Source organism: Amycolatopsis sp. cmx-4-83, assembly GCF_046548815.1.
Taxonomy (GTDB): Bacteria; Actinomycetota; Actinomycetes; order Mycobacteriales; family Pseudonocardiaceae; genus Amycolatopsis; species Amycolatopsis pretoriensis_A.
The window spans coordinates 101223-126687 of record NZ_JAEBEF010000007.1; the positions used below are offsets into that span (position 1 = coordinate 101223).

Genomic DNA, 25465 nt, shown 5'->3' on the forward strand with positions numbered 1-25465 from the left:
CGCCGTCCGCGTCAGACCTGGGCGCCGTTGCTGGGATCGGCGCCGGGCGGCGGTCCCTGCCGGACGCGGAGCAGCAGGAGCGCGAGCGCCGTCGCGAGCGCGAGGATGCCGAGCGGGGTCGCCACCGTCGGGCCGACACCGATCGCGCCGGGCAGGATCAGCAGGAACAGCCCGGCCAGGAACAGCAGCAGGATGAGGAACGCGCCCATCTTCGGCCGCGGCAGCGGCGGCGGCTCCGGCGGGACGTAGTGCTCGTCGTCGCCCGCGGGGTCGTCGGAGAACATCGTGGTGTCCCACGTCGTGCCCCCGGACCGCCAGCCCGCCTCAGGCGGGGCCGGGTCCGCGGCCGGCGGCTCGGCGGGCCGCTCCGGCGCCTTCCGCTGCTCGGTCGCCGTGCCGGTCTGCGGGGTCTCCGCGGCGCCTGCCGTGTCGGCAGTGTCGTTTTCGGGGAGCCCGAACCCGTCGGCACGCAGGTCGGCGACGATTTCGGCGAACGTCGCGTCGACGTCCTCCGGCCCGTCCTTCCCCCGGCTCATGCGGTCTCCTCAGGCTGTGCGGCGTGCGCCTTCGCGAACTCGACGCTACGCGTGAAGATCACCTCGGCGTCGTTGTCCTGCGTCGCCACGTGGTAGCTGTTCTCCAGCACGACCTCGGTGACGTCGGTGCTCGAGACGCCGTCGAGCACCAGCTGCGAGTTCACCGGCTCGACGACGTGGTCGACCGACGAGTGCAGCAGCAGCACCGGCTGCGTGACCTTGCCCAGGTCCGCGCGCACGACGGCCCACAGCTTCGCCAGGCTCGCGGCGGCGCGCACCGGGGTGCGCGGGTAGGCCAGCTCCGTCTCGCCCGGCTTCTTGATGTCGTTCGCGATCGCCGGCACCGACGGCACGATCTTCCCCAGCACCGGCAGCAGCTTCGTGTCCCACTTCAGCCGCGTCACCGACGGGTTGACCAGGACGATCCCGGCGATCCGGTCCCCGAACTCCTCGGCGAGGCGCAGGGTGAGCGTGCCGCCCATCGAAAGACCGCCGACGAAGACCGTCTTGCACGTCGAGAGCAGCTCGAGAAGCGCTTCGCGGACCGTGCCGTACCAGTCTTCCCACGTCGTGCGGTTGAGGTCCGGCCAGCGGGTGCCGTGGCCGGGCAGGAGCGGGCAGCGCACGGTGAACCCGGCGCCGGCCAGGTGATCACCCCAGGCCCGCATGCTCGCCGGGGTACCGGTGAACCCGTGGCAGAGCAGGAACCCGGTGTCGGCCGAACCGGTGTGGCCGAACGGTTCCGCGCCGGCGAGCACGCCCATGCGATCGCCTTCCGTGTGAGCGGTGGATCCGTCCATGCTCTCACGGGTCGCGGGCGTTGTGGGGCTCCGCCCGGGCCCGGAATTCGCTGTGAGATCGATCGCTGCCCGCCGGTAACCGGGTGGTCTCCGTTGTGCGGCGGCCACCCGGGTTCGTAGGCTGTCCCGCGCGGGCGAATGGGGCTGAGCTGCGATGGAGGACTGAGGCACCGGTGCTGTACTGGCTCATGAAGTGGGTATTCATCGGACCGCTGCTCAAGACGCTGTGGCCGACCAAGGTCGTCGGCGCGGAGAACATCCCCGAGACCGGCGGCGCGATCCTCGCCGGCAACCACCTGGCGGTCGCGGACTCGTTCTTCATGCCGCTGCGGGTCAAGCGCAAGGTGACCTTCCCGGCCAAGTCCGAGTACTTCACCGAGCCCGGCTTCAAGGGCCTGCTCAAGAAGTGGTTCTTCACCGGCGTCGGCCAGTTCCCGATCGACCGCTCCGGCGGCAACGCCGCCCAGGCCGCGCTCGACACGGCGACCCGCCTGGTCAAGGCCGGCCACCTGCTCGGCATCTACCCGGAGGGCACCCGCTCCCCGGACGGCCGCCTCTACAAGGGCAAGACCGGCGTCGCCCGCATCGCGCTGGAGTCCGGCGGCGTGGTCGTCCCGGTGGCGATGATCGGCACCGACAAGGTCAACCCCATCGGCTCCAAGATGTGGTGGCCCCGCCGCCTCGAGGTCCGCTTCGGCAAGCCCCTGGACTTTTCGCGCTACGAGGGCCTCGCGGGCGACCGCTTCATCGAGCGGTCGATCACCGACGAGATCATGTACGCGCTGATGGAGCTGTCCGGCCAGGAGTACGTCGACATCTACGCGGCGAAGGCCAAGGAACTGCTGGCCGCCGAGGCCGCCGGGGTCAAGCCGAAGGTGCCGGCGCAGCCCGCTCCCCGCGACGCGGCCCGGGTGCCGGACTCCAAGGTCGGCTGACCCACTACTGTTCACCAGTGCGTTTTTTCTACGACACCGAGTTCATCGAAGACGGCGTGACGATCGACCTGGTCTCCATCGGTGTCGTCGACGAGCGGGGCCGCGAGTTCTACGCGGTCTCGACGGAGTTCGACCCGGCGAAGGCGGGCCCGTGGGTCCGGGACAACGTCCTGGACAAGCTCCCGTCCCCGGCCGACCGCGCGTGGCGAAGCCGCGAGAAGATCCGCACCGACCTGCTGGAGTTCTTCGGCAAACCCCCGGGCGGCATCGAGCTGTGGGCCTGGTTCGCGGCGTACGACCACGTGGCGCTGGCCCAGCTGTGGGGCCCGATGCCGGCGTTGCCCCGCCAGCTGCCGAGGTTCACGAGGGACCTGCGCCAGCGCTGGGAGGACGCGGGAAAGCCCAAGCTCCCGGCGGCGCCGACGGACCAGCACGACGCGTTGGCGGACGCGAAGCACAACCTGGCCCGGTGGGAGATCATCGAGGAGTACTTCCCGCGCCGCTGACCCCGGTCCGGCCTGCCTGATCCGCCCCTGCTCGCCTTGGCCTGCCCCGATCTGGGTCCCTCGCCTTGGCCTGCCCCGGTCTGGGTCCCTCGCCTTGGCCTGTCCCGGTCTGAGTCCCTCGCTTCGGCTCTGCCCGCCCCAGCCCGGCTTCGGCTCCTCTGCCCGCCCCCGCCCGGCTTCGGCTCGCCCTGGCCGCCCCGCTCCCGCCCGGCTTCGGCTCGCCCTGCCCGGTCCGGCTCACCCGGGGCTGCGCCCGCCTCGGGCTTCGGATTGGCCCGTCTGGTCCGGCCCAGCCGAGCCGGGTCTGGTCCCTTACCGCCTGGCAGGGGCACGGGTTCGCTTTGCTTTGGCCCCGCCTTCGCTCTGCTCGGCCGGTCCGTTACGGCTCGCTCGCCCTGCTTCGGTTCGGCTCGCTGGTCCGACCAGCCCGACCAGCCCGACCAGCCCGACCAGCCCGACCAGCCCGACCAGCCCGACCAGCCCGACCAGCCCGACCAGCCCGACCAGCCCGACCAGCCCGACCAGCCCGCCCGGTCCGCCCGCCGGTCGGCCCGACCGACCAGCCCGCCCGGTCGGTCGGGCCCGTTCGGCCGCCCGCCCGGTCCGCCCGCCAGCCCGGCCCGCCCGGTCGGCCGGCCGCCCGCCGGCCCGCTCGGGTCCCGGCTGCCGTGACCGCGCTCGCTTTCGGCCGCTCGGTCGGGTCCCGCTCCGGCTCAGCCCGCCCGGTCCGACCCAGGCTCGCCTGGTCCGGCTCAACTCGCTCGATCCGGCCCGCTCACCTCGGCCGCGCGGTCGCCTCACGAACGCCGCGAATGACTCATCGGAGACCACTCACGTCCCCAATGAGTCATTCGCGACCCCACCGGCACTCCCGGACATCCCCGAGTGGTGCGAACGGACCGTTCGCGCCACCGGCCTCCACGGGGCCCGGAATTGTCGGTGCTCGCCGGTAACGTCAAAACCGGGGGACCCCCAGGCCGGGGACCTCTCAGCGGCGCGCCCGCACCGCCTCGGCCAGCTCGTCCAGCAGCGGGGCCGTGTCGTCCCACGCCAGGCACGCGTCCGTGATCGACTGGCCGTAAGTCAGCTGCTCCGCGTGCCCCAGCGAAAGGTCCTGCCGGCCGCCCGCCAGGAAGCTCTCCATCATCAGCCCCGAGATCCCGCGCTCGCCGGACGAAATCCGCGCCGCCAGCTCGCTCACCACCGCGCACTGGCGGACGTGGTCCTTGCCGCTGTTGCCGTGCGAAGCGTCGATGATCACGCGCTCCGGCAGGCCCGACTTCGCCAGCCGGGCCAGCGTCTCCGACACCGTCGCCGCGTCGTAGTTCGGGCCCGTGTTGTGGCCGCGGAGGATCACGTGGCAGTCCGGGTTGCCCGACGTCGTCAGCAGGGCCGCGAGGCCGTCGGTGTTGATGCCCGGGAACACGTGGCTCGCCGCCGCCGCGCGGGTCGCGTCGATCGCCACCTGGACGTCGCCCTCGGTCGAGTTCTTGATGCCCACCGGCATCGACAGGGCGCTGCACAGCTGGCGGTGCACCTGGCTGGCCGCCGTGCGCGCGCCGATCGAACCCCACGTCACGATGTCGGCGATGAACTGGGGCGTGATCGGGTCGAGGAACTCGCAGCCGACCGGCAGGCCGAGCGCGGACACGTCGAGCAGCAGCTTCCGCGCCAGCCGCAGGCCCTTGTTGACGGCGAACGTGCCGTCCAGGTCCGGGTCGTTGATCAGGCCCTTCCAGCCCAGCGTCGTGCGCGGCTTCTCGAAGTACACGCGCATCACGATGTGCAGCTCGCCGCGCAGTTCCTCGGCCTTCGCGGCCAGCCGGCGGGCGTAGTGGAGGGCCGCCGCGGGGTCGTGGACCGAGCACGGCCCGACGACGACGAGCAGCCGGTCGTCGCGGCCTTCGAGGATGTCGACCGTCTCGGCGCGCCCTTGGCGCACGACCTTGGCCACGGCGGCGTCGACCGGATGGTCTTCGCGCAGCAAGGCGGGCGAAATGAGCGGACTGATCGACGTGGTGCGCGCGGCGTCGAGGTCACCGATGGTGGCGGGGTCGGCCGAGAGCGTCATGGCGGGGGTGTTCCTTCCTGGTGGACACCGACCCGCGGGGGACTCGCCGAGCCGGTTGGAGATCCGGCTCGGGGTGGTGGTCAGCGCAGGTTCACGCCGCCGTGCCCACCCGGGGCCGGCTTCGTAAACCAGAAATAGCGCTGCACGGCGCCAAGGTAGCACAGGCGCGAGTCGGACCGATTCGGCAGGTGGTACGGCCTGCACCGATCAAGACGCGAGCCGCTACGCTGGCGGACGACGAACTGTGACTGTCATCTCCAGAGAACAGACGGAGGCTTCTCATGCGTGTCGGTGTGCTGACCGGCGGCGGCGACTGCCCGGGGCTCAACGCGGTCATCCGCGGTGTGGTGCGTAAGGGCATCGAGGTGCACGGCTGGGACTTCGTGGGCTTCCGCAACGGCTGGAACGGCCCGCTCACCGGGGACAGCCGTCCGCTCGGCCTCAACGACGTCGAGGACATCCTGACCCGCGGCGGCACCATCCTGCGGTCCTCGCGCACCAACCCGTACAAGGTCGAGGGCGGCGTCGACAAGATCAAGAAGGTCCTGGCCGACCAGGGCGTCGACGCGCTGATCGCGATCGGCGGCGAGGACACCCTCGGCGTCGCGAAGCGGCTGACCGACGACGGCGTCGGCGTCGTGGGCGTGCCCAAGACCATCGACAACGACCTGGGCGCCACCGACTACACCTTCGGCTTCGACACCGCGGTCTCCATCGCGACCGAAGCGATCGACCGGCTGCACACCACCGCCGAGTCGCACCACCGCGCCCTCGTCGTCGAGGTCATGGGCCGCCACGCCGGCTGGATCGCGCTGCACTCCGGCCTCGCCGGCGGCGCGAGCGTCATCCTGGTGCCGGAGCGGCACTTCAACGTCGACCAGGTCGTCTCCTACGTCGAGAGCCGCTTCGAGAAGGAGTACGCGCCGATCATCGTCGTCGCCGAGGGCGCGCTGCCCGAGGGCGGCGAGGAGCGGCTGCTGACCGGCGAGAAGGACGCCTTCGGGCACGTCCGCCTCGGCGGCATCGGCACCTGGCTGGCCGACGAGATCGCCCACCGCACCGGCAAGGAGTCCCGCGCGGTGGTCCTGGGCCACGTCCAGCGCGGCGGCACCCCGACGGCGTACGACCGCGTCCTCGCGACCCGCTTCGGCCTCCACGCGGTGGACGCGGTGGCCGACGGCGACTTCGGCGTGATGGTGGCGCTGAAGGGCACGGACATCGTCCGCGTGAAGCTGTCCGAGGCGACGGCCGAGCTGAAGACCGTCCCGGCCGAGCGCTACCAGGAAGCCGAAGTCTTCTTCGGCTGAGTTTCCCGCGAAGGGCCGCTCCGGGAGTCCGGGGCGGCCCTTCGCGCGTTCAGGGGCGCTGCCGCACGGCGTCGGCTCGGGTTCACGCTAGATCCGGGCCAGCCGGTCCAGCACGCCCACCGCGGCGGCGATGTCGTCGGTGAGGGGGCGGTCGTCGGTGCTGGGGTCCAGGACCTCCGACGCCAGCTCGAACGCGTCGCGCACCGGCAGGTCGACCAGGTCCGCGTCGCGCATCCGCAGGGCGCGGACCGCCGCCACCAGCTCGCAGCCGAGCACCTGCTGGTAGGCCGCGCACGCCGCCGTCGCCGCGCGGGCCGCCTGCGTCGAGAAGCTCGCGTGGTCCTCGATGCCGCGGGAGACCACGGCCGTGCCGAGCGTCGCCGGGAGCGCCGCCTGCCGCAGCTCGGTCAGCGCGTCGTGGGCCACGTACTCGAGGATCATCACGCCCGAGCTGGCCGCCGGGCCCGCCGCGAGGAACGGCCGCAGGCCGGTGAACTCCGGCTCGACCAGGTCGCCCAGCCGCGCCACCGACAGCTCCGCCACCTGGTGCACGGTCGCGCGGGCCTGGTCCAGTGCCGTCGACACGTACGCGGTGTGGAAGTGCGCGTGGTGGTAGGCGTCGCCGTGCACCGTCGAGATCATCGGGTTCTCGGTGCTCGCGTTGATCTCGACGGCGAGGACGTCCCGCAGGTAGTGGATCGCGTCCAGCGCCGGGCCCTGCACCTGCGGGAACGCCCGCAGCCCGAAGGGGTCCTGGATGCGGCGTCCCGGCTTCGGCGTCTGGTGCATGCCGAGCAGCCGCCGCATCTCCGCGGCGCAGGCGACCTGCCCCGCGTGCGGCCGCGCTTCGTGCACCGGGGTGGCGTACGCCTCGGGGTTGCCGTCGAGCGCGACGTACGTCAGCGCCGCCACCGCGTGGCTCGCCCGGGTCAGCGTGTCCAGCCGCATCGCGGCGAGGGTCGCTTCGGCGAGCGTCGCGGCGTTGCTGCTCATGAACGCCAATGCGTCGCCGGCGTGCACCGGGACCGGCGGCACGTGCCCGGTGACCCAGGGCCGTTGGCCGGTGAGTGCCAGCGCCGTCTCCGCCAGGGGTGCGAGGTCGCCGGTGCCGATCGCGCCGAGCCGGTGCACCAGCGGCAGCGCGCCGGTGCGGACGGCTTCGGCGAGCGCGCCGATCAGTTCGGGGCTGATCCCGGACCGCCCGGAGAGCAGCTGGTTCAGCCGGATCAGCATCATCCCGCGGACGTGCCCGGGCGGCAGTACGTCGCCGCTGCCGCCCGCGTGGCTGCGCAGCAGGCGAAGGCCGTGCTCCGTCGAGCTCTCGACGGCGTCGTCCTTGTTGGCCCCGACACCGGTGGTCCGGCCGTAGACCACGCGGCGCGTGCTGAGGTCTTCTGCGAGCTTCCACGCGTGTTCGGCCGCGCGCTGCGCGGCGATCGAGACGTCGATGCCCAGCGGGCCCTCGGTGCGCGCCGCCGTGACGACGTCCGCGCACCGGAGGGTCCGGCCGTCCACCCGGATCAACGGCAGCCTCCTTCCGACTGCCCTCACTATGCGGCTAGGCCCCGCCCGTCGGCCAGGGTGGCCTCGGCCAGTCCCAGCGCGGGACCGGTTCGTGCGGGTCCGGCCGGGCGCCGGGGGCGGAGAAGACGACGGCCAGCCTGCTGCCCCACTCGACGTAGCCGGCGAAGGCCGCGCGGAACTCGGGGTCGTCCGGGAGCCGGGCCTCGTCGGCGGCGTCGAGCAGCAGCGACACCCACCGGCGGCGCTGCGGCTCGGTGATGGCGCGGCCGAGGTGGCGGCCGATCATGTGGGCGTGCCCGCCGTGGCTTCCGGTGTAGGCGGGCGGCCCGCCGAAGACTTCGCCGAGCCAGACGGCGACGTGCTCGGCGTGGTGCGGGTCCATGGTGCGGAAGACCGGTTCGAGCAGCGGGTCTTCGAGGACGTGGCCGTAGAAGATCGTCAGCAGGCGCACGAGGGCTTCGCGGCCGCCGGCCCAGTCGTAGAGGGAGGGGGTGGTGGTTTCGAAGCGTTCGGGCTCGCCTTCGGGCGTGAAGCCTTCGATGCCGCCGAACGGCGACGGGGCGCGCACCAGGTACCGGCCGGGCGCGCGCTCGACGTGGTGCCCGGCCGCGGCCTTCTCGAAGTCGGCCCGCGCGGCTTCTGGCACGGTGTAGCGGAGGTATTCGACGATCACCCGGCCAGGCAACCAGCGGCGGGGTGGCGGGGGCAAGCACGTACTTTCCGGTGCGTAGGGAGAGCGTCATGAAGCGGTACCACTGCGCGACGGAGCTGGCGGTCGACCTGATCGGCGGCAAGTGGAAGCCGGTGATCCTGGCGCACCTGAAGGAAGGCGCCCACCGCTACGGCGAACTGCGGCGCCGGGTGCCCGGGGTGAGCGAGAAGATGCTTACCCAGCAGCTGCGCGAGCTGGCGGCGGACGGGCTGGTGCGCCGCGTGGAGTTCGACGACCGGGTCCCGCGCGTCGAGTACCACCTGACGGCGGTGGGGGAGGAGCTGCGGCCCGCGCTGACGGCGTTGTACGAGTGGGGTGAGCGCCGCGCGGCCGAGCGCGGCATCACGTTCGAGCCGCCCGCCGGTCAGCGCGGGTCGGTCGAGTCCAGGCGCCGCTCCAGCGCGTCGAGGCGCTCGCCCCAGAACCGCCGGTAGGGCGCCAGCCACGCGTCGACTTCCGCCAGGGGCTCGGGCCGCAGCGCGTAGCACCGGCGCTGGGCCGCCACGCGCACCGTCACCAGGCCGGCTTCCCGCAGCACCCGCAGGTGCTTCGACACCGCGGGCTGGCTGAGTGCCAGTTCGTCGACCAGCTCGCCGACCGAGCGCTCGCCGTCGCGCAGGAGGTCGAGGATCGTGCGGCGGCGGGGCTCGGCCAGCACCTCGAAGGTCTGCATCACCCCCGAAATGTGCTCCGCGGGCATATTCCTGTCAAGGCATGCACGTACCGACCACCGGGCTGCTTGGTCTGAACCATTGACCTAGTGGTCTAGTCCACTTACGGTGGTGTGGTCCCCACCACTCCGGCACCGTCGCCGTGGGTAATTCTCCGGAGGGAGAACGCATGTCCCGTTTCCGCAGGAAGAGCTTCTCGGCGCTGCTGACCGCGGCGGCCGCCGCGGGCCTGGTCGCGGGGGCTGCGACCGCCCCGGCAGCCACCGCCGCCACCGAGACCGCGCAAGCCTCCGTCGGCAAGGTGGTCGGCTACTTCACCGAATGGGGTGTCTACGACCGCAACTACCACGTCAAGAACATCGAGACGTCGGGTTCGGCGAGCAAGCTGACGCACATCAACTACGCGTTCGGCAACGTGACGAACGGCGGCTGCGCGATCGGCGACGCCTACGCCGACTACCAGAAGACCTACGACGCCGCGGGCAGCGTGGACGGCGTCGCCGACACCTGGGACCAGCCCCTCGCCGGCAGCTTCAACCAGCTCAAGAAGCTCAAGGCCAAGCACCCCGGGCTGAAGGTGCTCTGGTCCTTCGGCGGCTGGACGTGGTCCGGCGGCTTCGGGCAGGCGGCGCAGAACCCGGCGGCGTTCGCGAACTCCTGCTACAACCTCGTCAACGACCCGCGCTGGGCCGGGGTCTTCGACGGCATCGACATCGACTGGGAGTACCCGAACTCCTGCGGCCTGAGCTGCGACACCAGCGGCGCGGCGGCGTACAAGAACCTGATGGGCGCGCTGCGGGCCAAGTTCGGCTCGAAGCTCGTCACCTCGGCGATCACCGCCGACGGCACCAGCGGCGGCAAGATCGACGCGGCCGACTACGGCGGCGCCGCCCAGTACGTCGACTGGTACAACGTGATGACCTACGACTACTTCGGCGCCTGGGCCGCGCAGGGCCCGACGGCCCCGCACTCGCCGTTGACCGGCTACAGCGGCATCCCGACCGCCGGCTTCTACTCCGACGCGGCGATCCAGAAGCTGAAGAGCAAGGGCGTCCCGTCGGGCAAGCTGCTGCTGGGCATCGGCTTCTACGGCCGCGGCTGGACCGGTGTCACGCAGAGCGCACCGGGCGGCACCGCGACCGGCCCGGCGCCCGGCAAGTACGAGCAGGGCATCGAGGACTACAAGGTGCTCAAGACGTCCTGCCCGTCGACCGGCACGGTCGCCGGCACCGCGTACGCCAAGTGCGGCAGCAACTGGTGGAGCTACGACACCCCGTCGACCATCGCCGGCAAGGTCTCCTACGCCAAGACGCAGGGCCTCGGCGGCGCGATGTTCTGGGAACTGTCGGGCGACACGACCAACGGCGAGCTGATCACGGCCGTCGCCAAGTAGGGCTCCCGGTGCGGCCGGTCGCGCGCGGTGCGCCGGCCGCACCGGGTTCCGACCCCGGGGACACCGGCGCGGAAACCGTCGGTGTCCCCGTTTATCGTTCCTCCCCGTGAAGTTCAGCGGATTCGGCGAGTACGCCGTCGACTTCTTCGACGGCCTCGTCGAGGACAACTCGAAGCCCTACTGGGACGACCACGTCGAGACGTACAAGTCCGACGTCCGCGCGCCGATGGAGGCGCTGCTGGCGGAGCTCGCGCCCGAGTTCTCGGACGGCTTCGGCGAGCCCAAGGTGTTCCGCCCCTACCGCGATGTCCGCTTCGCCAAGGACAAGACGCCGTACAAGACCCACTGCGGCGGCGTGATCGAGCAGGGCCGCGGCGGCGGCGCCTACTACGTCGAGGTCGGCCCCGAGGGCCTGCGCGTCGGCGGTGGCTGCTTCCACCTGGCCACCGACCAGATCGCCCGGTTCCGGAAGGCCGTCGACACCGAGCTGCACGGCGAAGCGCTCGGGAAGATCCTCAAGAAGCTCGAACGCACCGGCTGGGAGGTCCGCGGCGACCGGCTCAAGTCCAAGCCCCGGGGCTTCGACGCCGAGCACCCCCGCCTCGACCTGCTGCGCTACCGCTCGGTCTACGCCGTCCGAGGCTGGGAGCCCGACGACGTCCTGCACGAACGAGGGGCGCTCGATCGGGTGAAAAAGGCGTGGCGGCAGGTGCGCGAGTTCAACGAGTGGGCCCGTGACCGGGTCGGCCCCAGCGAGCAACCCCGCCGTTGACCAGCTGGACGGGGCGGGTTTCTGAACAGTTTCTCTGAACTTTTCGGGATCGGTACAGACGAACGCCCGAAGAGGGACTACGCTGTGCGAACGTGAGCCGACGCGCGAAGATCGTTTGTACCATGGGCCCCGCCACCGCTACGCCGGAGAAGATGCGGGCCCTCGTCGACGCTGGCATGGACGTGGCCAGGATGAACTTCAGCCACGGCAGCCACGGCGACCACAAGGAGGTCTACGACCTCATCCGCACCGCCGCCGCCGAGAGCGGCCGGGCGGTCGGTGTCCTCGCCGACCTGCAGGGCCCGAAGATCCGGCTCGGCACGTTCGCGGGCGGGCCGGTCGAGTGGCACAACGGCGACATCGTCCGGATCACCGTCGAAGACGTCGCCGGCACCCACGACCGGGTCTCGACCACCTACAAGGGCCTCGCCCGGGACGCCAAGCCCGGTGACCGCCTGCTCGTCGACGACGGCAAGGTCGGCCTGGTGGTCAAGGGCGTCGAGGGCCAGGACGTGGTCTGCGAGGTGACCGAAGGCGGTCCCGTCAGCAACAACAAGGGCGTCTCGCTGCCCGGCATGGACGTCTCCGTGCCGGCGCTGTCCGAGAAGGACATCGAAGACCTCGAGTTCGCCCTCGAGCTGGGCGTGGACTTCGTCGCCCTGTCCTTCGTCCGCTCGCCGGCCGACATCGACCTGGTCCACCAGGTGATGGACCGCGTCGGCAAGGGGCGCCTGCCGGTCGTCGCCAAGATCGAGAAGCCCGAAGCCGTCTACAACCTCGAAGCCATCGTGCTGGCCTTCGACGCGGTGATGGTCGCGCGCGGCGACCTCGGCGTCGAGCTGCCGCTGGAGCAGGTCCCGCTGGTGCAGAAGCGCGCCATCCAGATCTGCCGCGAGAACGCGAAGCCGGTCATCGTCGCGACGCAGATGCTCGAGTCGATGATCAACAACTCCCGGCCGACCCGCGCCGAGGCCTCCGACGTCGCGAACGCGGTGCTCGACGGCACCGACGCGGTGATGCTGTCCGGCGAGACCAGCGTCGGCCGGTACCCGATCGAGACCGTGCAGACCATGGCCCGGATCGTCGAGGCGGTCGAGACCGACTCGCCGATCGTGCCGCCGCTGACCCACGTCCCGCGCACCAAGCGCGGCGTGATCTCCTACGCCGCCCGCGACATCGGCGAGCGGCTCAACGCGAAGGCGCTGGTCGCCTTCACGCAGTCCGGCGACACCGTGCGCCGCCTGGCCCGGCTGCACACGCGGCTGCCGCTGCTGGCCTTCACACCGGAGGACTGCGTCCGCAGCCAGCTGTCGATGACGTGGGGCACCAACACCCACATCGTGCCGCGGGTCGACTCGACCGACCAGATGATCCAGCAGGTCGACCACGCCATGCTCGAGATGGGCAAGTACCAGAAGGGCGACCTGGTCGTCATCGTGGCCGGTTCGCCCCCGGGCACCGTGGGCTCGACGAACCTCATCCACGTGCACCGCCTCGGTGAAGACGACCACGCATAAGGGACGTCCTGCCCCCGCAGCACATAGGCTCCAGCCATGACTGAAATGGCCAGGACGGCCGCCACCGAACTCGAACAGCCCGGTGGCGGCCAGCCCGTGCTCGATCGCCTGGTCGCCCTGCTCGACCTGGAAAAGATCGAAGAGAACATCTTCCGCGGCGTCTCGCCTGCCCACTCGCCGGTGCGCGTGTTCGGCGGGCAGGTGGCCGGCCAAGCGCTCGTCGCGGCCGGGCGCACGGTCCCCGAGGAACGCCGGGTGCACTCGCTGCACGCGTACTTCATCCGCGGCGGCGACCCGAGCGTGCCGATCGTCTACGAGGTCGACCGGATCCGGGACGGCCGCTCGTTCACCACCCGCCGGGTCGTCGCGGTCCAGCACGGCAAGGCGATCTTTTCGCTCTCGGCGTCGTTCCAGAAGGACGAGCCGGGCATCGAGCACGCCGAGACGATGCCCGAGGGCATCCCCGCGCCCGAGACGCTGCCGACGCTCATGGAACGCGCCGAGGGCTACGCGATCGGCGCGCACAGCCGGCCGCGACCGATCGACGTCCGCTACGTCAACGAGCCGCCGTGGGTCACCCGCGAGACCGGCGAGCGGCCCGCGCGCAACCAGGTGTGGATGCGCGCCGACGGGAAGCTGCCCGAGGACCAGCTGCTGCACGTCTGCGTGCTGACCTACGCCTCGGACATGACGCTGCTCGACTCGGTGCTCGCGCGCCACGGCGTCTACTGGGACACCGACAAGGTGCTCGGCGCGAGCCTCGACCACGCACTGTGGTTCCACCGGCCGTTCCGCGCCGACGAGTGGTTCCTCTACGACAGCGCTTCGCCGACGGCGTCCGGTGCCCGCGGCCTGGCCACGGGCCGGTTCTTCGCCGAGGACGGCACGCTCCTCGCGACGGTCGTCCAAGAAGGACTTCTGCGCGTCCTCTGAACGCGGCCCGGAAATCACCCCTACGGGCGACAAATTGGCGGAATTTCCCCCGCCGCAAAAGGCAGCCGACCGGGGGGAGAGGGCCGGGGCCGATCGGGGGACAGCCCCGGACCTCTTCTCCCGATGATCACGCGGCGAGCCGCGGATCCATCGTCTACGCTGCTCAACAGGGCCGGGCGGGAACTGGGGCGGGAGCCGCCGGGCCCCGCTCGCGTCCTGGGCAGTGCAGGCCGTGAGCATACAAGAGCATTCTGCAAATTGCAGATTTCCGCCCCGGACGGCCGGGCGGGAATAGTGCCGGTGTTATTGCACGACCGCCGTGGTTGGATACTGGCAGCGACCGAACGGCTACGACGCCGTCGACATCCGGAGGTGCGCGATGGCAAGGGGACAGAGCCCCACGGTTCGCCGCCGGAGGCTCGCGGGCGAGCTTCGCCGGCTGCGGGAAGCCGCGGACCTGACCATCGACGAGGTCGGCGAAAAGCTCGAATGCTCCGCCTCCAAGATCAGTCGCATCGAGACCGGCCACGTGGGCGTCACCCCGCGTGACGCGCGGGACATGCTGGCCCTCTACGGCATCACCGGCGACGAGCAGGAAGCGCTCGTCCAGCTGGCCAGGGAGGCCCGCAAGCGCGGCTGGTGGCACGCCTACAACGAGGTCTTCACCGGCACCTTCGTCGGGCTCGAAGCCGATGCGAGTTCGTTGCGCGCGTTCCAGGCCCTGCTGGTGCCCGGGCTGCTGCAGACCGAGCGCTACGCCCGCGCCGTGATCCGCGCGCTGCGGCCGGACGCCGAGGACGCCGAGATCCGCCGCCGCGTCGCCGCCCGGATGGCGCGCCAGGAACTGCTTTCGGAAACCCCGCCGCCGGAGTACTGGGCGGTGATGGACGAGGCCGTGCTGCGCCGGGTGGTTGACGGCCCCGAGGTGATGGCCGAGCAGCTCTACCGCATGGTCGCGCTCGCCGAGAAACCGAACGTGACCGTCCAGGTCGTGCCGTTCGGCGCCGGCGCGCACCCCGGTATGGAGGGCCCCTTCCTCATCATGGGCTTCCCCGAACAGGCCGACCCGGACGTCGTCTACGTCGACGACAGCACGTCCAGCGGCCTCTACCTGGAGGAACCCACAGACGTCCGGCGCTACGGGCTGATGTTCGACCATCTGCGCGCGGCCGCACTGAAGCCGGACGACTCGGTGGATCTGATCGCCGAGGCCGCCGGACGGTTCGCCGAACAGGCTGCCGTTCCGGCTCCGGTGCACCATCTGGAACCGAGGACACAGTAAGGAGTGGGGACCATGGAAGCAGATCTGTCCGGGGCGCGGTGGCGCAAGAGCAGCCACAGCGGGGGCGGCAACGACTGCGTCGAGGTCGCATTCGTCGACGGCGGCGCCGCGGTGCGCGACTCGAAGGACCCCGAAGGTGGTGCTTTCCGCCTGCCCGCGTCGGGCTGGCGGGGGCTGCTGGCCGCGGTGCGGACCGGCGGCCACACGCACGACTGAGGCAGTCCACGAAGACCCCTTACCCCCGCCGAGCTGGGCTCGACCGGGAGTAAGGGGTCTTTTGCCGACCAGAGCTGCGTGATCACCCGATGCCTGGGCCGCCCCCTCAGGACGAACCTGAGTCCTACCAACCGGTGAACTCGGGAACCAAGGGGAACACGATGCACAGCGATCTCATGCTCGACGCGGTCCGGGCCGAAGCGGCCTACCGGGCCGAGGAACTGCGGAAGGCCGGGCGCAGCGCCTGGGCGATCCGCGCCCGCCGCGCCGCCCGCCACTTCCGGGCCGGGCGCACCGACGTCGACGTACCGGCGCAGGAGCGCCGCGAAGCCACGCGGGAGATCGCGGGCGTCGGCGAGACCGCCCGGTAAGGGGGCGGCGAGATGGTGTCGATGGCGATAAGCGGTCGGAAACTGTCGGTGACATCCGGGGCTTCGCCCCAGGTTGGGGGCTTCGCCACCCAAACCCCCGCGAGATTGTCGGTGGGGTAGGCAACAATGCTCCTCGTGCCCCGACTCGGCTCCGGAATCCCGCTCGTCGCCCGTACCCACGAGATGCGGCGGCTCCGCGCCGCCTTCGCCAGGGCTGAACGTGGCGAAGCCGGCGCGGTGCTGCTCTCGGGGGACGCCGGGGTCGGCAAGACCCGGCTGCTGACCGCGCTCGGCGAGCACGTCGACGGCTGCGGAGCGCTGGTGCTCACCGGCCGCTGCATCGACGTCCGCGAAGGCGGTCTTCCTTATCTTCCGTTCGCCGAGGCGCTCGCCCCCCTCGGCGTGGCGACGGACGCGGTGGTCGCGGCCGCGGTGCGGGCCCGGCCCGCGCTCGGGCGGCTGCTGCCGCAGGGGCAGGGTTTCGAGGAGCCGCGGGCGGCGGAGCACCCGCCGATGACCTCGAACGACCGGGAGACCATGGTGCGTCCCCGGCCCGAGCAGGATCTCGGTCAGCTGCAGTTGTTCGACGCGGTACTGGGGGTGCTGACCGAGGTCGCGGAGTCGCGCCCGGTGGTGATCCTGCTGGAGGATCTCCACTGGGCCGACGCCTCGACCCGCAACCTGCTGTCCTTCCTGCTGAGCCGGCTGCGCGCGCAGCGGCTGCTGGTCGTGGGCAGCTACCGCGAAGAAGATGTCCACCGGCGCCACCCGCTGCGCGGCCTCCTTTCCGAACTGGTCCGCCTCGCCACCGTCGAGCGCGTCGACCTGCACCCCTTCGGCGCCGCCGACGCCCGTAAGTTCGTCGAGGCGCTGGCCGACGAGCCGCTGGCGGCCGGCGTCGTGGCCGACATCGTCAGCCGCTCCGAGGGCAACCCGTTCTTCGCCGAGGAACTGCTCGCCACCAAGACCGAGTGCAACGACCTGCCCGCCGGGCTGGCCGAAGTGCTGCTGTCCCGGCTCGAGCGGCTCTCACCGGACACCCGCCGGGTGGTCCGCGTGATCTCGGTGGCCAACGAGCCGGTGATGCACGGCGCGCTCGCCGAGGTCTCCGCGCTGGGGGAGCTGGAGCTCGACGAGGCGCTGCGCGAAGCCGTCCAGCACCACGTGCTCGTGGTGCTCTCGGATGGCTCCTACACGTTCCGGCACGCGTTGCTGCAGGAAGCGGTGTATGGCGATCTGCTGCCGGGGGAGCGGTCGCGCACGCACGCCGCGTACGCCGCGCGGATCCAGGCCCGGCCGCAGGGCCGCGGGCACGACGCGAAGCTGGCCTACCACTCGTTGCAGAGCAGCGACCTGGTCACCGCGCTGCCGGCGTTGCTGCGCGCGATGGACGAGGCCGAGAAGCTGGGCGCGCCCGGGTCGGCACTGCAGCACGTCGAACAGGCACTGTCCATCTGGGACGCCGTCGCGGCCGCGGACCGGCCCGAGGGCTACGACGAGCTGCGGCTGCTGCACGAGGCCTCGTACTTCGCGGGCACCTCCGGCGAGCCCGACCGGGCGGCGGCTTTCGCGCGTTCGGCGACCCGGGCCCTGACCCCGGACACACCGGTGGATCGCGCGGCGAAGACGTGGCGGCGGCTGGCCGAGTCCCTGCTGGCCCTGGAGGGCACGCTCGACGAGGCGACGGCGGCCATCGACCGGGCGTGGGACCTGGTCAAGGACGGCGGGCCGAGCGGCACGAGGGCGTGGGTGCTGGCCAGCCGGGCCGGGTTCCTGCGGATCCTCGACAAGCCCGAGGAGGCGCTGGACAGCGCGCTGTCCGCGGTCGCCGACGCGCAGGCGGCCGGCGCGGCGGGCGCGGAGGCGTCGGCGCTGGTCACCCTGGGCACGCTGGCCGACTCCGCGGGCGACGCCGCCGAGGCGCGCGAGCGGTTGCGGCAGGCCGAACGCAAGGCGCGGGACGCCGGGGCGCTCAACACCGAGATCCGCGCGACCTACTTCCTGGCGCTGAGCCACGACGACCAGGGCGAGTTCGCCGAAGCGCTGGCGCACGCCGCCCGCGGTGTCGCCCGCGCCGAAGAAGCCGGGCTGAGCTGGAGCGTCTACGGGCTGGAGCTGCGGGCGCGGCAGCTGATGCTGCGCTACCTGATGGGCGACTGGCCGGACGAGAGCGCCGGGCGGGCCGGGCGCGGGGTGTCCAGCGCGGTCGCCGCGCGGATCCTGGCCATCTGGTCGCTGTTCCTCGTCGGCCGCGGCCGGTTCGACGAAGCGGCGAAGCTCGTCGCCGGGTTGCGGCAGCACTGGACGGCGGACATGCAGATCCCGCTGGCGGTGGGCGGTTCCGGCGTCGAGCTGGCGTACTGGCGGGGCGAGCACGCCGAGGCGGTGCGCCGGACCGAAGACCTCATCGGCTGGCTGGAGCGGATCGAACCCGGGCTGCTGGCCGGCATCCGGGTGGCCGCGCTCGGCGTCTCGGCCGCGGCCGCGCTGGCCGCCGACGCCCGGGTCCGCGGCGACTCGGCGGCGGTGGACGCGGCGGTGGCGGCGGGCGAGCGGATGCTGGCGCACGGGCGGATGTGCTCGGTCGTCGGGCAGCCGCGCTCGGGCGAGCTCGGGCCGGAGGGCCGGGCCTGGCTGGCCCGCCTGGAAGCGGCGGCGTCCTGCCTGACCGGCCGGGGCGACGCGGCGAAGTGGACGGTCGCGGCCGAGGCGTTCGGCTACGGCGCCGTCTACGAGCAGGCGGTCTGCCGCTGGCACGAAGCCGAGGCCTTGCTGGCCGGTGACGCCGACGCCGGTGCCGCGCTCGAAGCGGCCCACGCGGTGGCGAACCGGCTGGGCGCGATCCCGTTGCGCGACGCCGTCCGGGACCTGGCGCACCGCGCCCGCGTCGAGCTGGCCGGCGTCGAACCCGCGGCCCCGGCGCGGTCGGTCACCGACCCGCTGACCGACCGCGAGCGCGACGTCCTGGAGCGCGTGGCGCTGGGCCGGACCAACCGGCAGGTGGGGGAGGAGCTCTACATCAGCGAGAAGACGGTGAGCGTGCACCTGTCCCGGGTGATGGCGAAGCTGGGCGCGAGCCGGCGCGCGGAGGCCGTGGCGATCGCCTACGACCGTGGCCTGCTGACCGCCCCGGCCGCCGAACACGCGTAGGGCCGCTCGTGAGTGTTCAGGGCGGTTAGAACCGCCCTGAACACTCACGAGCACCTGCGGCAGGGGTCAGCGGGGGAGGCGGCGCAGGGCCTTGAGGCCGAACGTCATCCCGCGCGACCACAGCGAACCGGGCACCGCGCGCGGCGGCCGCAGCGCGAGCCCGCGCTGCAGTGCGATCGACTGGGATTCGGTGTACTTCAGCAGGCCTTCGGCGCCGTTGCGGCGGCCGACGCCGGAGTCCTTCATACCGCCCATCGGCACGCCGACGCTGCCGAACGTCGCCGCGTAGCCCTCGTTGACGTTGACCGTGCCGGCCTTGAGGCGCGCGCCGACCTCCCAGCCCGCGCGGCCGTTGCGGGACCAGACGCTGGCGTTGAGCCCGAACGGCGTGTCGTTGGCCCGGTCGATGGCCTCGGTGACGTCGGTGTAGCCGTAGATCGAGACGACCGGCCCGAAGGTCTCGTCCGCGAACGGCAGCATGCCCGCGGTGACGCCGGACAGCACCGTCGGCTCGTAGAACAGCGGGCCGAGGTCGGGGCGGGGACGCCCGCCGGTGAGCACCGAAGCACCCTTCTCGCGGGCGTCTTCGACGTGCGCCGACACCGTCGCGAGCTGGTCTTCCGACGTCAGCGACCCCATCTGGGCCTGGTAGTCGAGCGCGCCGCCGAGCCGCAGCGCCGCGGTCTTCGCCACGAACGCGCGGGTGAACTCCTCGCGGATGTCCTCGTGGACGTAGATCCGCTCGACCGACACGCACAGCTGGCCCGCCGAGGAAAAGCACGCGGTCACCGCGCCGGTCGCGGCCTTGGTGACGTCGGCGTCGGGCAGCACGATCATCGGGTTCTTGCCGCCGAGCTCCAGCGAGTACGACGTCAGCCGCTTCGCCACCTGCCCGGCCAGTTCCTTGCCGGTCGGCGTGGAACCGGTGAAGCACAGGTAGTCCGACTCCTCGACCAGCGCGGTGCCGATCTTCGAGCCGCGGCCGAGCACGATCTGCCAGGTCCCGGCGGGCAGCCCGGCCTCTTCGGCGAGCTCGTGCAGCCACAGCGCCGAAAGCGCGGTCTGGTTGTCCGGCTTCTGCACGACGGCGTTGCCCGCGGCCAGCGCCGGCAGGACGTCCATCGCGGTCAGCGCCAGGGGGTAGTTCCACGGCGAGATGATCCCGACGACGCCCTTGGGGTGCCGGATCTCGCCGGCGCGGGTCAGGCCGGGGACGACGCCGGCGACGCGCCGCGGGGCGAGGAACTTCGCCGCGTGCTTGCCGTAGTAGGCCGCCACCAGCGCGGTCGCGCTGACCTCGTCGAACGCGTCGAGCCGGGCCTTGCCCGCTTCGACCTGGACCAGGTCGAGCACCTCGTCCTGGCGGTCGAGCACGAGGTCGTGCAGGCGGGTGAGCACGCGGGCGCGCTCGGCGGGGGAGCGGTCCGCCCAGGCCCGCTGGGCCGTGCGCGCGCCGGCGAACACCGAGCGGACGTCGGCGTCGGTGGCCTGGGGCAGCGTCGCGATCGGCTGCCCGGTGAAGGGCGCGCGCATCCGGATCGGCGCCGAGTCCGCGCCACCGGCCACGCGGGCGACGAGCTGGGCCGCCCGCGCCGAGCCGGGCGCCCCGGCGACGCCGCCGACGGTCGGCGGCAAAGGCGTGTCTTCGACGGCGTTCGCGGGGGTCGTGCTGGTCATGACGTCTCCGTTCCGCGGCGTCCGGAGTCCGCACGACGCCGCGCAGGGGTTACCGACGAGTACACCATACCGTCGGTACGTCAGATGTCCAGTCTGATGTGAATATCTTTCACGTATTGGGCGGGTTCAACGGCGGCAGCTGGTAGGTCGGCTCAGTCGGCTCCTGCTTCGGCGGCGGGTGGGCCTGGGTCGCGCCGCCGTGGGCGTCGTCGAGCCGCGACGACAGGTCGCCGGACACCGGCTCGTCCTCGGCCCGGTCGGAAGCCGGCTGCGCGGGTGCGCCGCCGTAGGGCTGGGCGCCGAAGGGCTGCGGTGTGCCGTGCGCCGGGGTGGGCGGCTGCTGCGCCGGGAACGGCTGGGACAGCGGTGCGCCGTACGGCCCGGCCTGAGGCTGTGCGGGGAAGGGCTGGGACTGGGGCGCGCCGTACCCCTGGCCGCCGTAAGCCTGCCTCGGGAACTGCGGCGCACCGTACTGCTGCTGCGGCGGCACCGGGTACGGCCGCGACTGCTGCTGGTAGGGCCCCGGCGGCCCACCGGGACCGGCCGTGGCGGGGGCGCGCCGGCCGGCCAGCACCGCGAACACCAGTGCCACCACCGCGACCGCGCCACCGCCGAGCAGCACCCAGAACCCCGTCCCGGTCGCGTAGTGCGACTGGATGGTGCCCTCGCCGGACTCGTAGCTCAACGTCGCCGAGACGTCCATGCCGAGCATCCACACCGCACCGGCCACCCCGGCGCCGCCGGCCACCAGCGCCGTCCGCCCGAGGTCGCGGACGCCCGGGCCCGCCGAGCGCCGCCGGCCCGCGAAGGCCAGTCCGGCCCCGGCCAGCAGCACGACCGCGCCGGCGGTGAGGGGGATCCCGTAGCGCGCGACGTGGGTGTTCTCGTAGAACTTCTTCGCTTCCTCGCCGGGCTCGACCGAGAACGACCGCGACCAGGCGCTGATCGTCTGGCTGGTCTCGGCCTTGCCGTCGACGACCTGCTCGAACGACGTCTGCGGCAGGAACGACCCGGCCACCACGAGCGCCGCGGCCACGGCGCCGAACATCCCGGCGAGCAAGCGGAAGAAGCCGCCGGGATCGGCGGGCGGCCGCGCGGGCGGCGGGCCGTAGGGATAAGGGTGCGGAGCGGCGGTCATGGTGACTCCCCTCTGTCCGGGGGATTGGACCACGATTCGACGGCCGCGGATAAGGGGTTCGTCAGCTCGGAGCAGTGGCGGCGTCCTGGTAGAGCAGGACGGCGATGCGCTTCCACTCCTCGAGCAGCTGCCGCCGCCGGTCCGGGTCGCCGCCGAGCTCGGCGTCCAGCGCCAGCCCGCGGGTGAGGTTCACGGTGAGCCAGAACAGCATTTCGGCGCGCTCGGGCGGGAGTTCGCCGGCGACCTGCGTGACGTGCTCCAGCGTGGCGCGCCCGAGCGCGCGGTCGACCGGGCGGATGGCCGCGCGCAGCTCGGGGTCGGTGCGGGCGGCGACCCACAGCTCGGTGACGGCGGTCGAGAGCGTGCCCGAGTAGCCGGTCCACAGCAGGTCGATCGCCGCGGCGACACCGGTCCCGCCGCTGGGCAGCTCGTCCAGCGAGGCCGCGAGCCGGCGGCGCAGCTTCGTCGTGAGGTGCTCGACCGCGGCCGCCATCAGCTCGGCCTTCGCGGTGAAGTGGTGCTGCACCGCGCCCTTCGACACCCCCGCGCGGGCGCAGATCTCCTGCACCGACGTGCGGGCGTAGCCGACGTCGACCAGGCAGTCGATGGTGGCGTCGAGCAGCGCCGTGCGGGTCTGCTCACGTCGCTGCGCCTGGGTCCGGTGCGCCGTCGAGGTCACTTCGGCCTCCCTGCTTTACCTACAGGCCGGTACGGATGTACATTCCGCAGAGAACTTACATGCTGATCGTCATGTTTTCCAGCAGGAGGGTGTCCCGTGCCGCTGCAACTGCCGAAGAGCTCCTGGAGCACGACCGAGCTCGAAGACCTCCGCGAACTGTCGCGGTCGTTCATGCAGAAGGAGCTCGTGCCGCACCAGGAGCGCTGGGCGGCCGAGAAGAAGGTCGACCGTGAGCTGTGGAACAAGGCCGGCGAGGTCGGGCTGCTCTGCCTGTCGATCCCCGAGGAGTACGGCGGGGGCGGCGGCACCTTCGCGCACGAGGCCGTCCTCTACGAGGAGCAGGCCCGCTCGGGTGACAGCGCGTGGGGCGTGACCGTCCACAACGGAATCGTCGCGCACTACCTGAGCGCGTACGCCTCCGAAGAGAAGAAGCGCGAGTGGCTGCCGAAGATGGCCAGCGGCGAGATGGTCGGCGCGATCGCGATGACCGAACCGGGCACCGGCTCCGACCTGCAGGGCATCAAGACCCGCGCGGTCCGCGACGGCGACCACTACGTCATCAACGGCGCCAAGACGTTCATCACCAACGGTTTCCACGCCGACCTCGTCGTCGTCGCGGTGAAGACCGACCCGGACGCGGGCGCCCAGGGCGTCTCGCTGGTCGTGGTCGAGACCGACACGCCGGGCTTCCGCCGCGGCCGCGTCCTCGACAAGGTCGGGCTCAAGGGACAGGACACCGCCGAGCTGTTCTTCGACGACGTCCGCGTGCCCGCCGCCAACCTGCTCGGCGACGCCGAAGGCCAGGGTTTCTTCCAGCTGATGCTGCAGCTGCCCCAGGAACGGCTGATCATCGCCGTCACCGCGGTGGCCGGGCTGGAGGCCGCGGTCGACCTCACGCTCGAGTACACCAAGGAGCGCACGGCGTTCGGCCGGCCGATCTTCAACTTCCAGAACACGAAGTTCACCCTCGCCGAGGCGGCCACGGAAGCCGCCGTCTCGCGCGCGTTCCTGGACCAGTGCATCGAACGGCACCTCAAGGGCGAGCTCGACGTCCAGGGCGCGGCGATGGCGAAGCTGTGGACGACCGAGCGGGTCAACAAGGTCATCGACGACTGCGTGCAGCTCTTCGGCGGCTACGGCTACATGACCGAATACCCGATCGCGCGTGCCTGGGCCGACGTCCGCATCTCGCGGATCTTCGGCGGCACCAGCGAGATCATGAAGGAAATCATCTCCCGCACGCTCTGAAGGGACCTCAGTCATGAAAGCAGGTCCGCTCAGCGGCCTGAAGGTGGTGGAGCTCGCGGGTCTCGCGCCCGGGCCCTTCGCCACGATGATCCTGTCCGACCTCGGCGCCGACGTCGTCCGCGTCGACCGCGCGAAGCCGGGGGAGGACGTGCTCGGCATCCCGACCGACCCGCTCGCCCGCGGCCGCCGGTCGGTCGGCATCAACACCAAGACGCCCGAAGGCGTCGAGCTGGTGCTGAAGCTGTGCGACACCGCCGACGTCCTCATCGAGCCCTTCCGCCCCGGCGTCGCCGAGCGGATCGGGCTCGGCCCGGAGGCGGTGCACGCGCGCAACCCGCGGCTCGTCTACGGCCGGATGACCGGCTGGGGCCAGGACGGGCCGCTGGCCACGGCGGCCGGGCACGACATCAACTACATCGGCATCGCCGGCGCGCTCGAACCGATCGGGCGCGCGGGCGAGCGGCCGGTGCCCCCGCTCAACCTCGTCGGCGACTTCGGCGGCGGTGGCCTGCTGCTGGCGATGGGCATCCTCGCGGCGCTGTACGAGCGGACCACGTCCGGGCGCGGGCAGGTCGTCGACGCGTCGATGGTCGACGGCGCCGCGCTGCTCACCACGAGCCTGCACGGCATGGCCGCGGCCGGCCTGTGGGGCGGCGGCCGCGGCGACAACATGCTCGACGGCGGTGCCCCGTTCTACGACACCTACGAGACCGCGGACGGCAAGTACGTCGCCGTCGGCGCGATCGAGATGCGGTTCTGGGGCGACCTGGTCAAGGTCCTCGAGCTGGACCCGGAGTCGCTGCCGCTGCACGTGGACAAGACGCAGTGGCCCAAGCTGCGCGAGATCCTCGCGACGGCGATCGGCAAGTACACCCGCGACGACCTCGTCGCGCGCGCCGAGGGCACCGACGCGTGCCTGACGCCGGTCCTGGCGCCGGGAGAAGCCGCGTCGCACCCGCACAACGCGGCGCGCGGCACATTCGTCGACATCGGCGGCATGGTCCAGCCGGCCCCGGCACCGCGGTTCGACCGGACGCCGCCGGAAACGCCGGAAGCCCCGCGCGCCAAGGGATCCGACACCGAAGCCGTGCTGGCCGAACTGGGCGTCACAGACCTCGACGCCCTGCGCGCGGCGGGCGCGATCGCCTAGTTCCGCGTGAGGTCGGAGCGCACGACCGAGTAGATGACGTGGTCGCGCCACTCGCCGTTCCGGAAGTCGTAGCCGCGAAGGACACCTTCGCGGGTGAAGCCGGCTTTCTCGAGCGAGCGCTGTTCGGCGCGGTTGCCGACCTCGGTCGTCGCTTCGACGCGGTTCAGCTGCGTGTGCGCGAAGAGGTATTCGGCGAGCAGCCGCTGCGCCTCGGTGCCGTAGCCGTGGCCCCGCGCTTCGGGCGCCAGCACGAGGCCGACGTTCCAGCAGTAGGCCGCCGGCCCGGTCCGGGTCCGGTGCCACGAGACGACGCCGAGCACACGGCCACCGAGAGCGGGCACGAGCATGCCGCTGTCGGCGGTGAGCATCCCGCTCTCGTGCCACCGGCGGCGCAGGTAACCGGGATCGTGCCACCCGAACCACTGGTGCTCACCCGCGGCGACGGGATCGTTGGTCAGCCGATCGAGCAACTCGAGATCGGCCTCGGCCACCGGCCGGAGCACGACTCTGGAGACATCGCCGTCCATCCGCCGACCTTATCGGCCGCTCGACCGGAACCGCGCCCCCGACGCGTGATCCAGCCCCTCAGGTGACGCGCCGTCGCACACGGTGAGTTTCCGTCCGCTCTGCTGCGCTGGAAGGAACTTTCCTCGCGCCGACGGAAGGCTTGGCGCGGGTCGGCGTCGCGCTCGGTGCGCGATGCGTGCGGGCCCGGCCACCCCCGGCGCAGGGCAGCCGGTGCCCGGGCCGTTTTCGGTGCGGGCTGCCTGCCCAGCGCGGGTCAGGGGTGCCGTCGCCGGTGCCGCGGACTGTGTTCGGCGCGGGAGCCCGATGGGCGGCGGTCCGGCCACCGCCTCCGCCAGGAGCGGGTTGGCCG

24 protein-coding genes are annotated in these 25465 nt (G+C 72.1%); 14 read left to right on the top strand and 10 right to left on the bottom strand.

Annotated elements, in window-relative coordinates; genetic code table 11:
- Window positions 1-11: 11 nt before the first annotated feature.
- Both ACLJQM_RS22080 and ACLJQM_RS22085 read right to left on the bottom strand, forming a co-directional pair.
- Window positions 12-536, bottom strand: coding sequence for a hypothetical protein (locus tag ACLJQM_RS22080; protein WP_247012105.1), 525 nt, complete (start codon window positions 534-536; stop codon window positions 12-14).
- The gene (locus ACLJQM_RS22085) at window positions 533-1300 is read right to left on the bottom strand and encodes an alpha/beta hydrolase (protein WP_247012103.1); all 768 of its coding nucleotides are present in this window, start codon (window positions 1298-1300) and stop codon (window positions 533-535) included. Before ACLJQM_RS22085 ends, ACLJQM_RS22080 begins: the two co-directional genes overlap by 4 nt.
- 209 nt (window positions 1301-1509) lie before the next feature.
- Between ACLJQM_RS22085 and ACLJQM_RS22090 the strand changes: the two genes are divergently transcribed.
- Window positions 1510-2271 (top strand): lysophospholipid acyltransferase family protein, encoded by a 762-nt coding sequence (locus ACLJQM_RS22090; RefSeq protein WP_247012101.1) that lies wholly within the window; start codon window positions 1510-1512, stop codon window positions 2269-2271.
- 17 nt (window positions 2272-2288) lie between these two features.
- Entirely contained in the window at window positions 2289-2777 is a 489-nt protein-coding gene (locus tag ACLJQM_RS22095) for a polyadenylate-specific 3'-exoribonuclease AS (RefSeq protein WP_086856855.1), read from the top strand.
- A gap of 988 nt (window positions 2778-3765) precedes the next feature.
- Here the strand turns inward: ACLJQM_RS22095 and ACLJQM_RS22100 are convergent.
- On the bottom strand, window positions 3766-4848 hold the full coding sequence (locus ACLJQM_RS22100) for a 3-deoxy-7-phosphoheptulonate synthase (RefSeq protein WP_410632626.1): 1083 nt from the start codon (window positions 4846-4848) through the stop codon (window positions 3766-3768).
- A gap of 281 nt (window positions 4849-5129) precedes the next feature.
- Between ACLJQM_RS22100 and ACLJQM_RS22105 the strand changes: the two genes are divergently transcribed.
- Window positions 5130-6155 (top strand): 6-phosphofructokinase, encoded by a 1026-nt coding sequence (locus ACLJQM_RS22105; RefSeq protein WP_247012097.1) that lies wholly within the window; start codon window positions 5130-5132, stop codon window positions 6153-6155.
- A gap of 87 nt (window positions 6156-6242) precedes the next feature.
- Here ACLJQM_RS22105 and ACLJQM_RS22110 read toward each other — a convergent pair whose 3' ends face one another.
- Both ACLJQM_RS22110 and ACLJQM_RS22115 read right to left on the bottom strand, forming a co-directional pair.
- Window positions 6243-7679 (bottom strand): aromatic amino acid ammonia-lyase, encoded by a 1437-nt coding sequence (locus tag ACLJQM_RS22110; protein ID WP_247012095.1) that lies wholly within the window; start codon window positions 7677-7679, stop codon window positions 6243-6245.
- A gap of 34 nt (window positions 7680-7713) precedes the next feature.
- Entirely contained in the window at window positions 7714-8352 is a 639-nt protein-coding gene (locus tag ACLJQM_RS22115) for a group II truncated hemoglobin (protein ID WP_410632627.1), read from the bottom strand.
- 68 nt (window positions 8353-8420) lie between these two features.
- On the opposite strand from ACLJQM_RS22115, the gene ACLJQM_RS22120 reads away from it, so the two are divergent.
- A complete protein-coding gene (locus ACLJQM_RS22120; RefSeq protein WP_360766795.1) occupies window positions 8421-8825 on the top strand; it encodes a winged helix-turn-helix transcriptional regulator in 405 nt (134 codons plus the stop codon).
- On the opposite strand, the gene ACLJQM_RS22125 is transcribed toward ACLJQM_RS22120, so the two are convergent.
- Window positions 8756-9067: an ArsR/SmtB family transcription factor gene (locus tag ACLJQM_RS22125; RefSeq protein WP_247012088.1), complete on the bottom strand. Its 312-nt coding sequence runs from the start codon at window positions 9065-9067 to the stop codon at window positions 8756-8758. The genes ACLJQM_RS22120 and ACLJQM_RS22125 overlap by 70 nt on opposite strands.
- Before the next feature lie 164 nt (window positions 9068-9231).
- Here ACLJQM_RS22125 and ACLJQM_RS22130 point away from each other — a divergent pair, with 164 nt between their 5' ends.
- The 8 genes from ACLJQM_RS22130 to ACLJQM_RS22165 all read left to right on the top strand — a co-directional run bounded on the left by ACLJQM_RS22130 (window position 9232) and on the right by ACLJQM_RS22165 (window position 18696).
- A complete protein-coding gene (locus ACLJQM_RS22130; protein WP_410632628.1) occupies window positions 9232-10455 on the top strand; it encodes a glycoside hydrolase family 18 protein in 1224 nt (407 codons plus the stop codon).
- Between the two features lie 106 nt (window positions 10456-10561).
- Window positions 10562-11227, top strand: a complete 666-nt coding sequence (locus tag ACLJQM_RS22135) for a DUF2461 domain-containing protein (RefSeq protein ID WP_360766800.1) — start codon at window positions 10562-10564, stop codon at window positions 11225-11227.
- 92 nt (window positions 11228-11319) lie between these two features.
- A complete protein-coding gene (pyk, locus tag ACLJQM_RS22140) occupies window positions 11320-12744 on the top strand; it encodes a pyruvate kinase (protein ID WP_247012081.1) in 1425 nt (474 codons plus the stop codon).
- Between the two features lie 36 nt (window positions 12745-12780).
- Window positions 12781-13677, top strand: coding sequence for an acyl-CoA thioesterase II (tesB, locus tag ACLJQM_RS22145; RefSeq protein ID WP_247012079.1), 897 nt, complete (start codon window positions 12781-12783; stop codon window positions 13675-13677).
- Between the two features lie 379 nt (window positions 13678-14056).
- Window positions 14057-14959 carry a helix-turn-helix domain-containing protein gene (locus ACLJQM_RS22150; RefSeq protein WP_247012077.1) on the top strand — a complete coding sequence of 301 codons (903 nt, stop codon included), beginning with the start codon at window positions 14057-14059 and terminating at the stop codon, window positions 14957-14959.
- A 12-nt stretch (window positions 14960-14971) separates the two neighbouring features.
- Window positions 14972-15175, top strand: a complete 204-nt coding sequence (locus tag ACLJQM_RS22155; RefSeq protein ID WP_247012075.1) for a DUF397 domain-containing protein — start codon at window positions 14972-14974, stop codon at window positions 15173-15175.
- Between the two features lie 161 nt (window positions 15176-15336).
- On the top strand, window positions 15337-15546 hold the full coding sequence (locus ACLJQM_RS22160; protein ID WP_410632629.1) for a hypothetical protein: 210 nt from the start codon (window positions 15337-15339) through the stop codon (window positions 15544-15546).
- 126 nt (window positions 15547-15672) lie between these two features.
- A complete protein-coding gene (locus tag ACLJQM_RS22165) occupies window positions 15673-18696 on the top strand; it encodes a helix-turn-helix transcriptional regulator (protein ID WP_360766807.1) in 3024 nt (1007 codons plus the stop codon).
- Between the two features lie 66 nt (window positions 18697-18762).
- Here ACLJQM_RS22165 and ACLJQM_RS22170 read toward each other — a convergent pair whose 3' ends face one another.
- The 3 genes from ACLJQM_RS22170 to ACLJQM_RS22180 form a co-directional block, all read right to left on the bottom strand.
- Complete coding sequence (locus ACLJQM_RS22170) at window positions 18763-20373, bottom strand: succinic semialdehyde dehydrogenase (protein ID WP_410632630.1); 1611 nt, start codon at window positions 20371-20373, stop codon at window positions 18763-18765.
- Between the two features lie 109 nt (window positions 20374-20482).
- Window positions 20483-21511 carry a hypothetical protein gene (locus tag ACLJQM_RS22175; RefSeq protein WP_410632631.1) on the bottom strand — a complete coding sequence of 343 codons (1029 nt, stop codon included), beginning with the start codon at window positions 21509-21511 and terminating at the stop codon, window positions 20483-20485.
- A gap of 61 nt (window positions 21512-21572) precedes the next feature.
- On the bottom strand, window positions 21573-22190 hold the full coding sequence (locus ACLJQM_RS22180; protein ID WP_247012065.1) for a TetR/AcrR family transcriptional regulator: 618 nt from the start codon (window positions 22188-22190) through the stop codon (window positions 21573-21575).
- 96 nt (window positions 22191-22286) lie between these two features.
- Between ACLJQM_RS22180 and ACLJQM_RS22185 the strand changes: the two genes are divergently transcribed.
- Both ACLJQM_RS22185 and ACLJQM_RS22190 read left to right on the top strand, forming a co-directional pair.
- Entirely contained in the window at window positions 22287-23438 is a 1152-nt protein-coding gene (locus tag ACLJQM_RS22185; protein ID WP_410632632.1) for an acyl-CoA dehydrogenase family protein, read from the top strand.
- A 13-nt stretch (window positions 23439-23451) separates the two neighbouring features.
- Window positions 23452-24588, top strand: coding sequence for a CaiB/BaiF CoA transferase family protein (locus tag ACLJQM_RS22190; protein ID WP_360766817.1), 1137 nt, complete (start codon window positions 23452-23454; stop codon window positions 24586-24588).
- Here ACLJQM_RS22190 and ACLJQM_RS22195 read toward each other — a convergent pair.
- Window positions 24585-25115 carry a GNAT family N-acetyltransferase gene (locus ACLJQM_RS22195; RefSeq protein WP_410632633.1) on the bottom strand — a complete coding sequence of 177 codons (531 nt, stop codon included), beginning with the start codon at window positions 25113-25115 and terminating at the stop codon, window positions 24585-24587. The two genes, ACLJQM_RS22190 and ACLJQM_RS22195, sit on opposite strands and share 4 nt — an antisense overlap.
- Window positions 25116-25465: the final 350 nt, after the last annotated feature.

What these genes read in the sequence shown, in the direction of transcription:
- ACLJQM_RS22150 (WP_247012077.1), top strand. Translation starts at nt 14,057, where the DNA reads ATGGCAAGGGGACAGAGCCCCACGGTTCGCCGCCGGAGGCTCGCGGGC.
- ACLJQM_RS22170 (WP_410632630.1), bottom strand. Translation starts at nt 20,373, where the DNA reads ATGACCAGCACGACCCCCGCGAACGCCGTCGAAGACACGCCTTTGCCG.
- ACLJQM_RS22080 (WP_247012105.1), bottom strand. Translation starts at nt 536, where the DNA reads ATGAGCCGGGGGAAGGACGGGCCGGAGGACGTCGACGCGACGTTCGCC.
- ACLJQM_RS22105 (WP_247012097.1), top strand. Translation starts at nt 5,130, where the DNA reads ATGCGTGTCGGTGTGCTGACCGGCGGCGGCGACTGCCCGGGGCTCAAC.
- ACLJQM_RS22195 (WP_410632633.1), bottom strand. Translation starts at nt 25,115, where the DNA reads ATGGACGGCGATGTCTCCAGAGTCGTGCTCCGGCCGGTGGCCGAGGCC.
- ACLJQM_RS22165 (WP_360766807.1), top strand. Translation starts at nt 15,673, where the DNA reads ATGCTCCTCGTGCCCCGACTCGGCTCCGGAATCCCGCTCGTCGCCCGT.
- ACLJQM_RS22155 (WP_247012075.1), top strand. Translation starts at nt 14,972, where the DNA reads ATGGAAGCAGATCTGTCCGGGGCGCGGTGGCGCAAGAGCAGCCACAGC.
- ACLJQM_RS22130 (WP_410632628.1), top strand. Translation starts at nt 9,232, where the DNA reads ATGTCCCGTTTCCGCAGGAAGAGCTTCTCGGCGCTGCTGACCGCGGCG.
- ACLJQM_RS22175 (WP_410632631.1), bottom strand. Translation starts at nt 21,511, where the DNA reads ATGACCGCCGCTCCGCACCCTTATCCCTACGGCCCGCCGCCCGCGCGG.
- ACLJQM_RS22085 (WP_247012103.1), bottom strand. Translation starts at nt 1,300, where the DNA reads ATGGGCGTGCTCGCCGGCGCGGAACCGTTCGGCCACACCGGTTCGGCC.
- ACLJQM_RS22190 (WP_360766817.1), top strand. Translation starts at nt 23,452, where the DNA reads ATGAAAGCAGGTCCGCTCAGCGGCCTGAAGGTGGTGGAGCTCGCGGGT.
- ACLJQM_RS22160 (WP_410632629.1), top strand. Translation starts at nt 15,337, where the DNA reads ATGCACAGCGATCTCATGCTCGACGCGGTCCGGGCCGAAGCGGCCTAC.
- ACLJQM_RS22120 (WP_360766795.1), top strand. Translation starts at nt 8,421, where the DNA reads ATGAAGCGGTACCACTGCGCGACGGAGCTGGCGGTCGACCTGATCGGC.
- ACLJQM_RS22100 (WP_410632626.1), bottom strand. Translation starts at nt 4,848, where the DNA reads ATGACGCTCTCGGCCGACCCCGCCACCATCGGTGACCTCGACGCCGCG.
- tesB (WP_247012079.1), top strand. Translation starts at nt 12,781, where the DNA reads ATGACTGAAATGGCCAGGACGGCCGCCACCGAACTCGAACAGCCCGGT.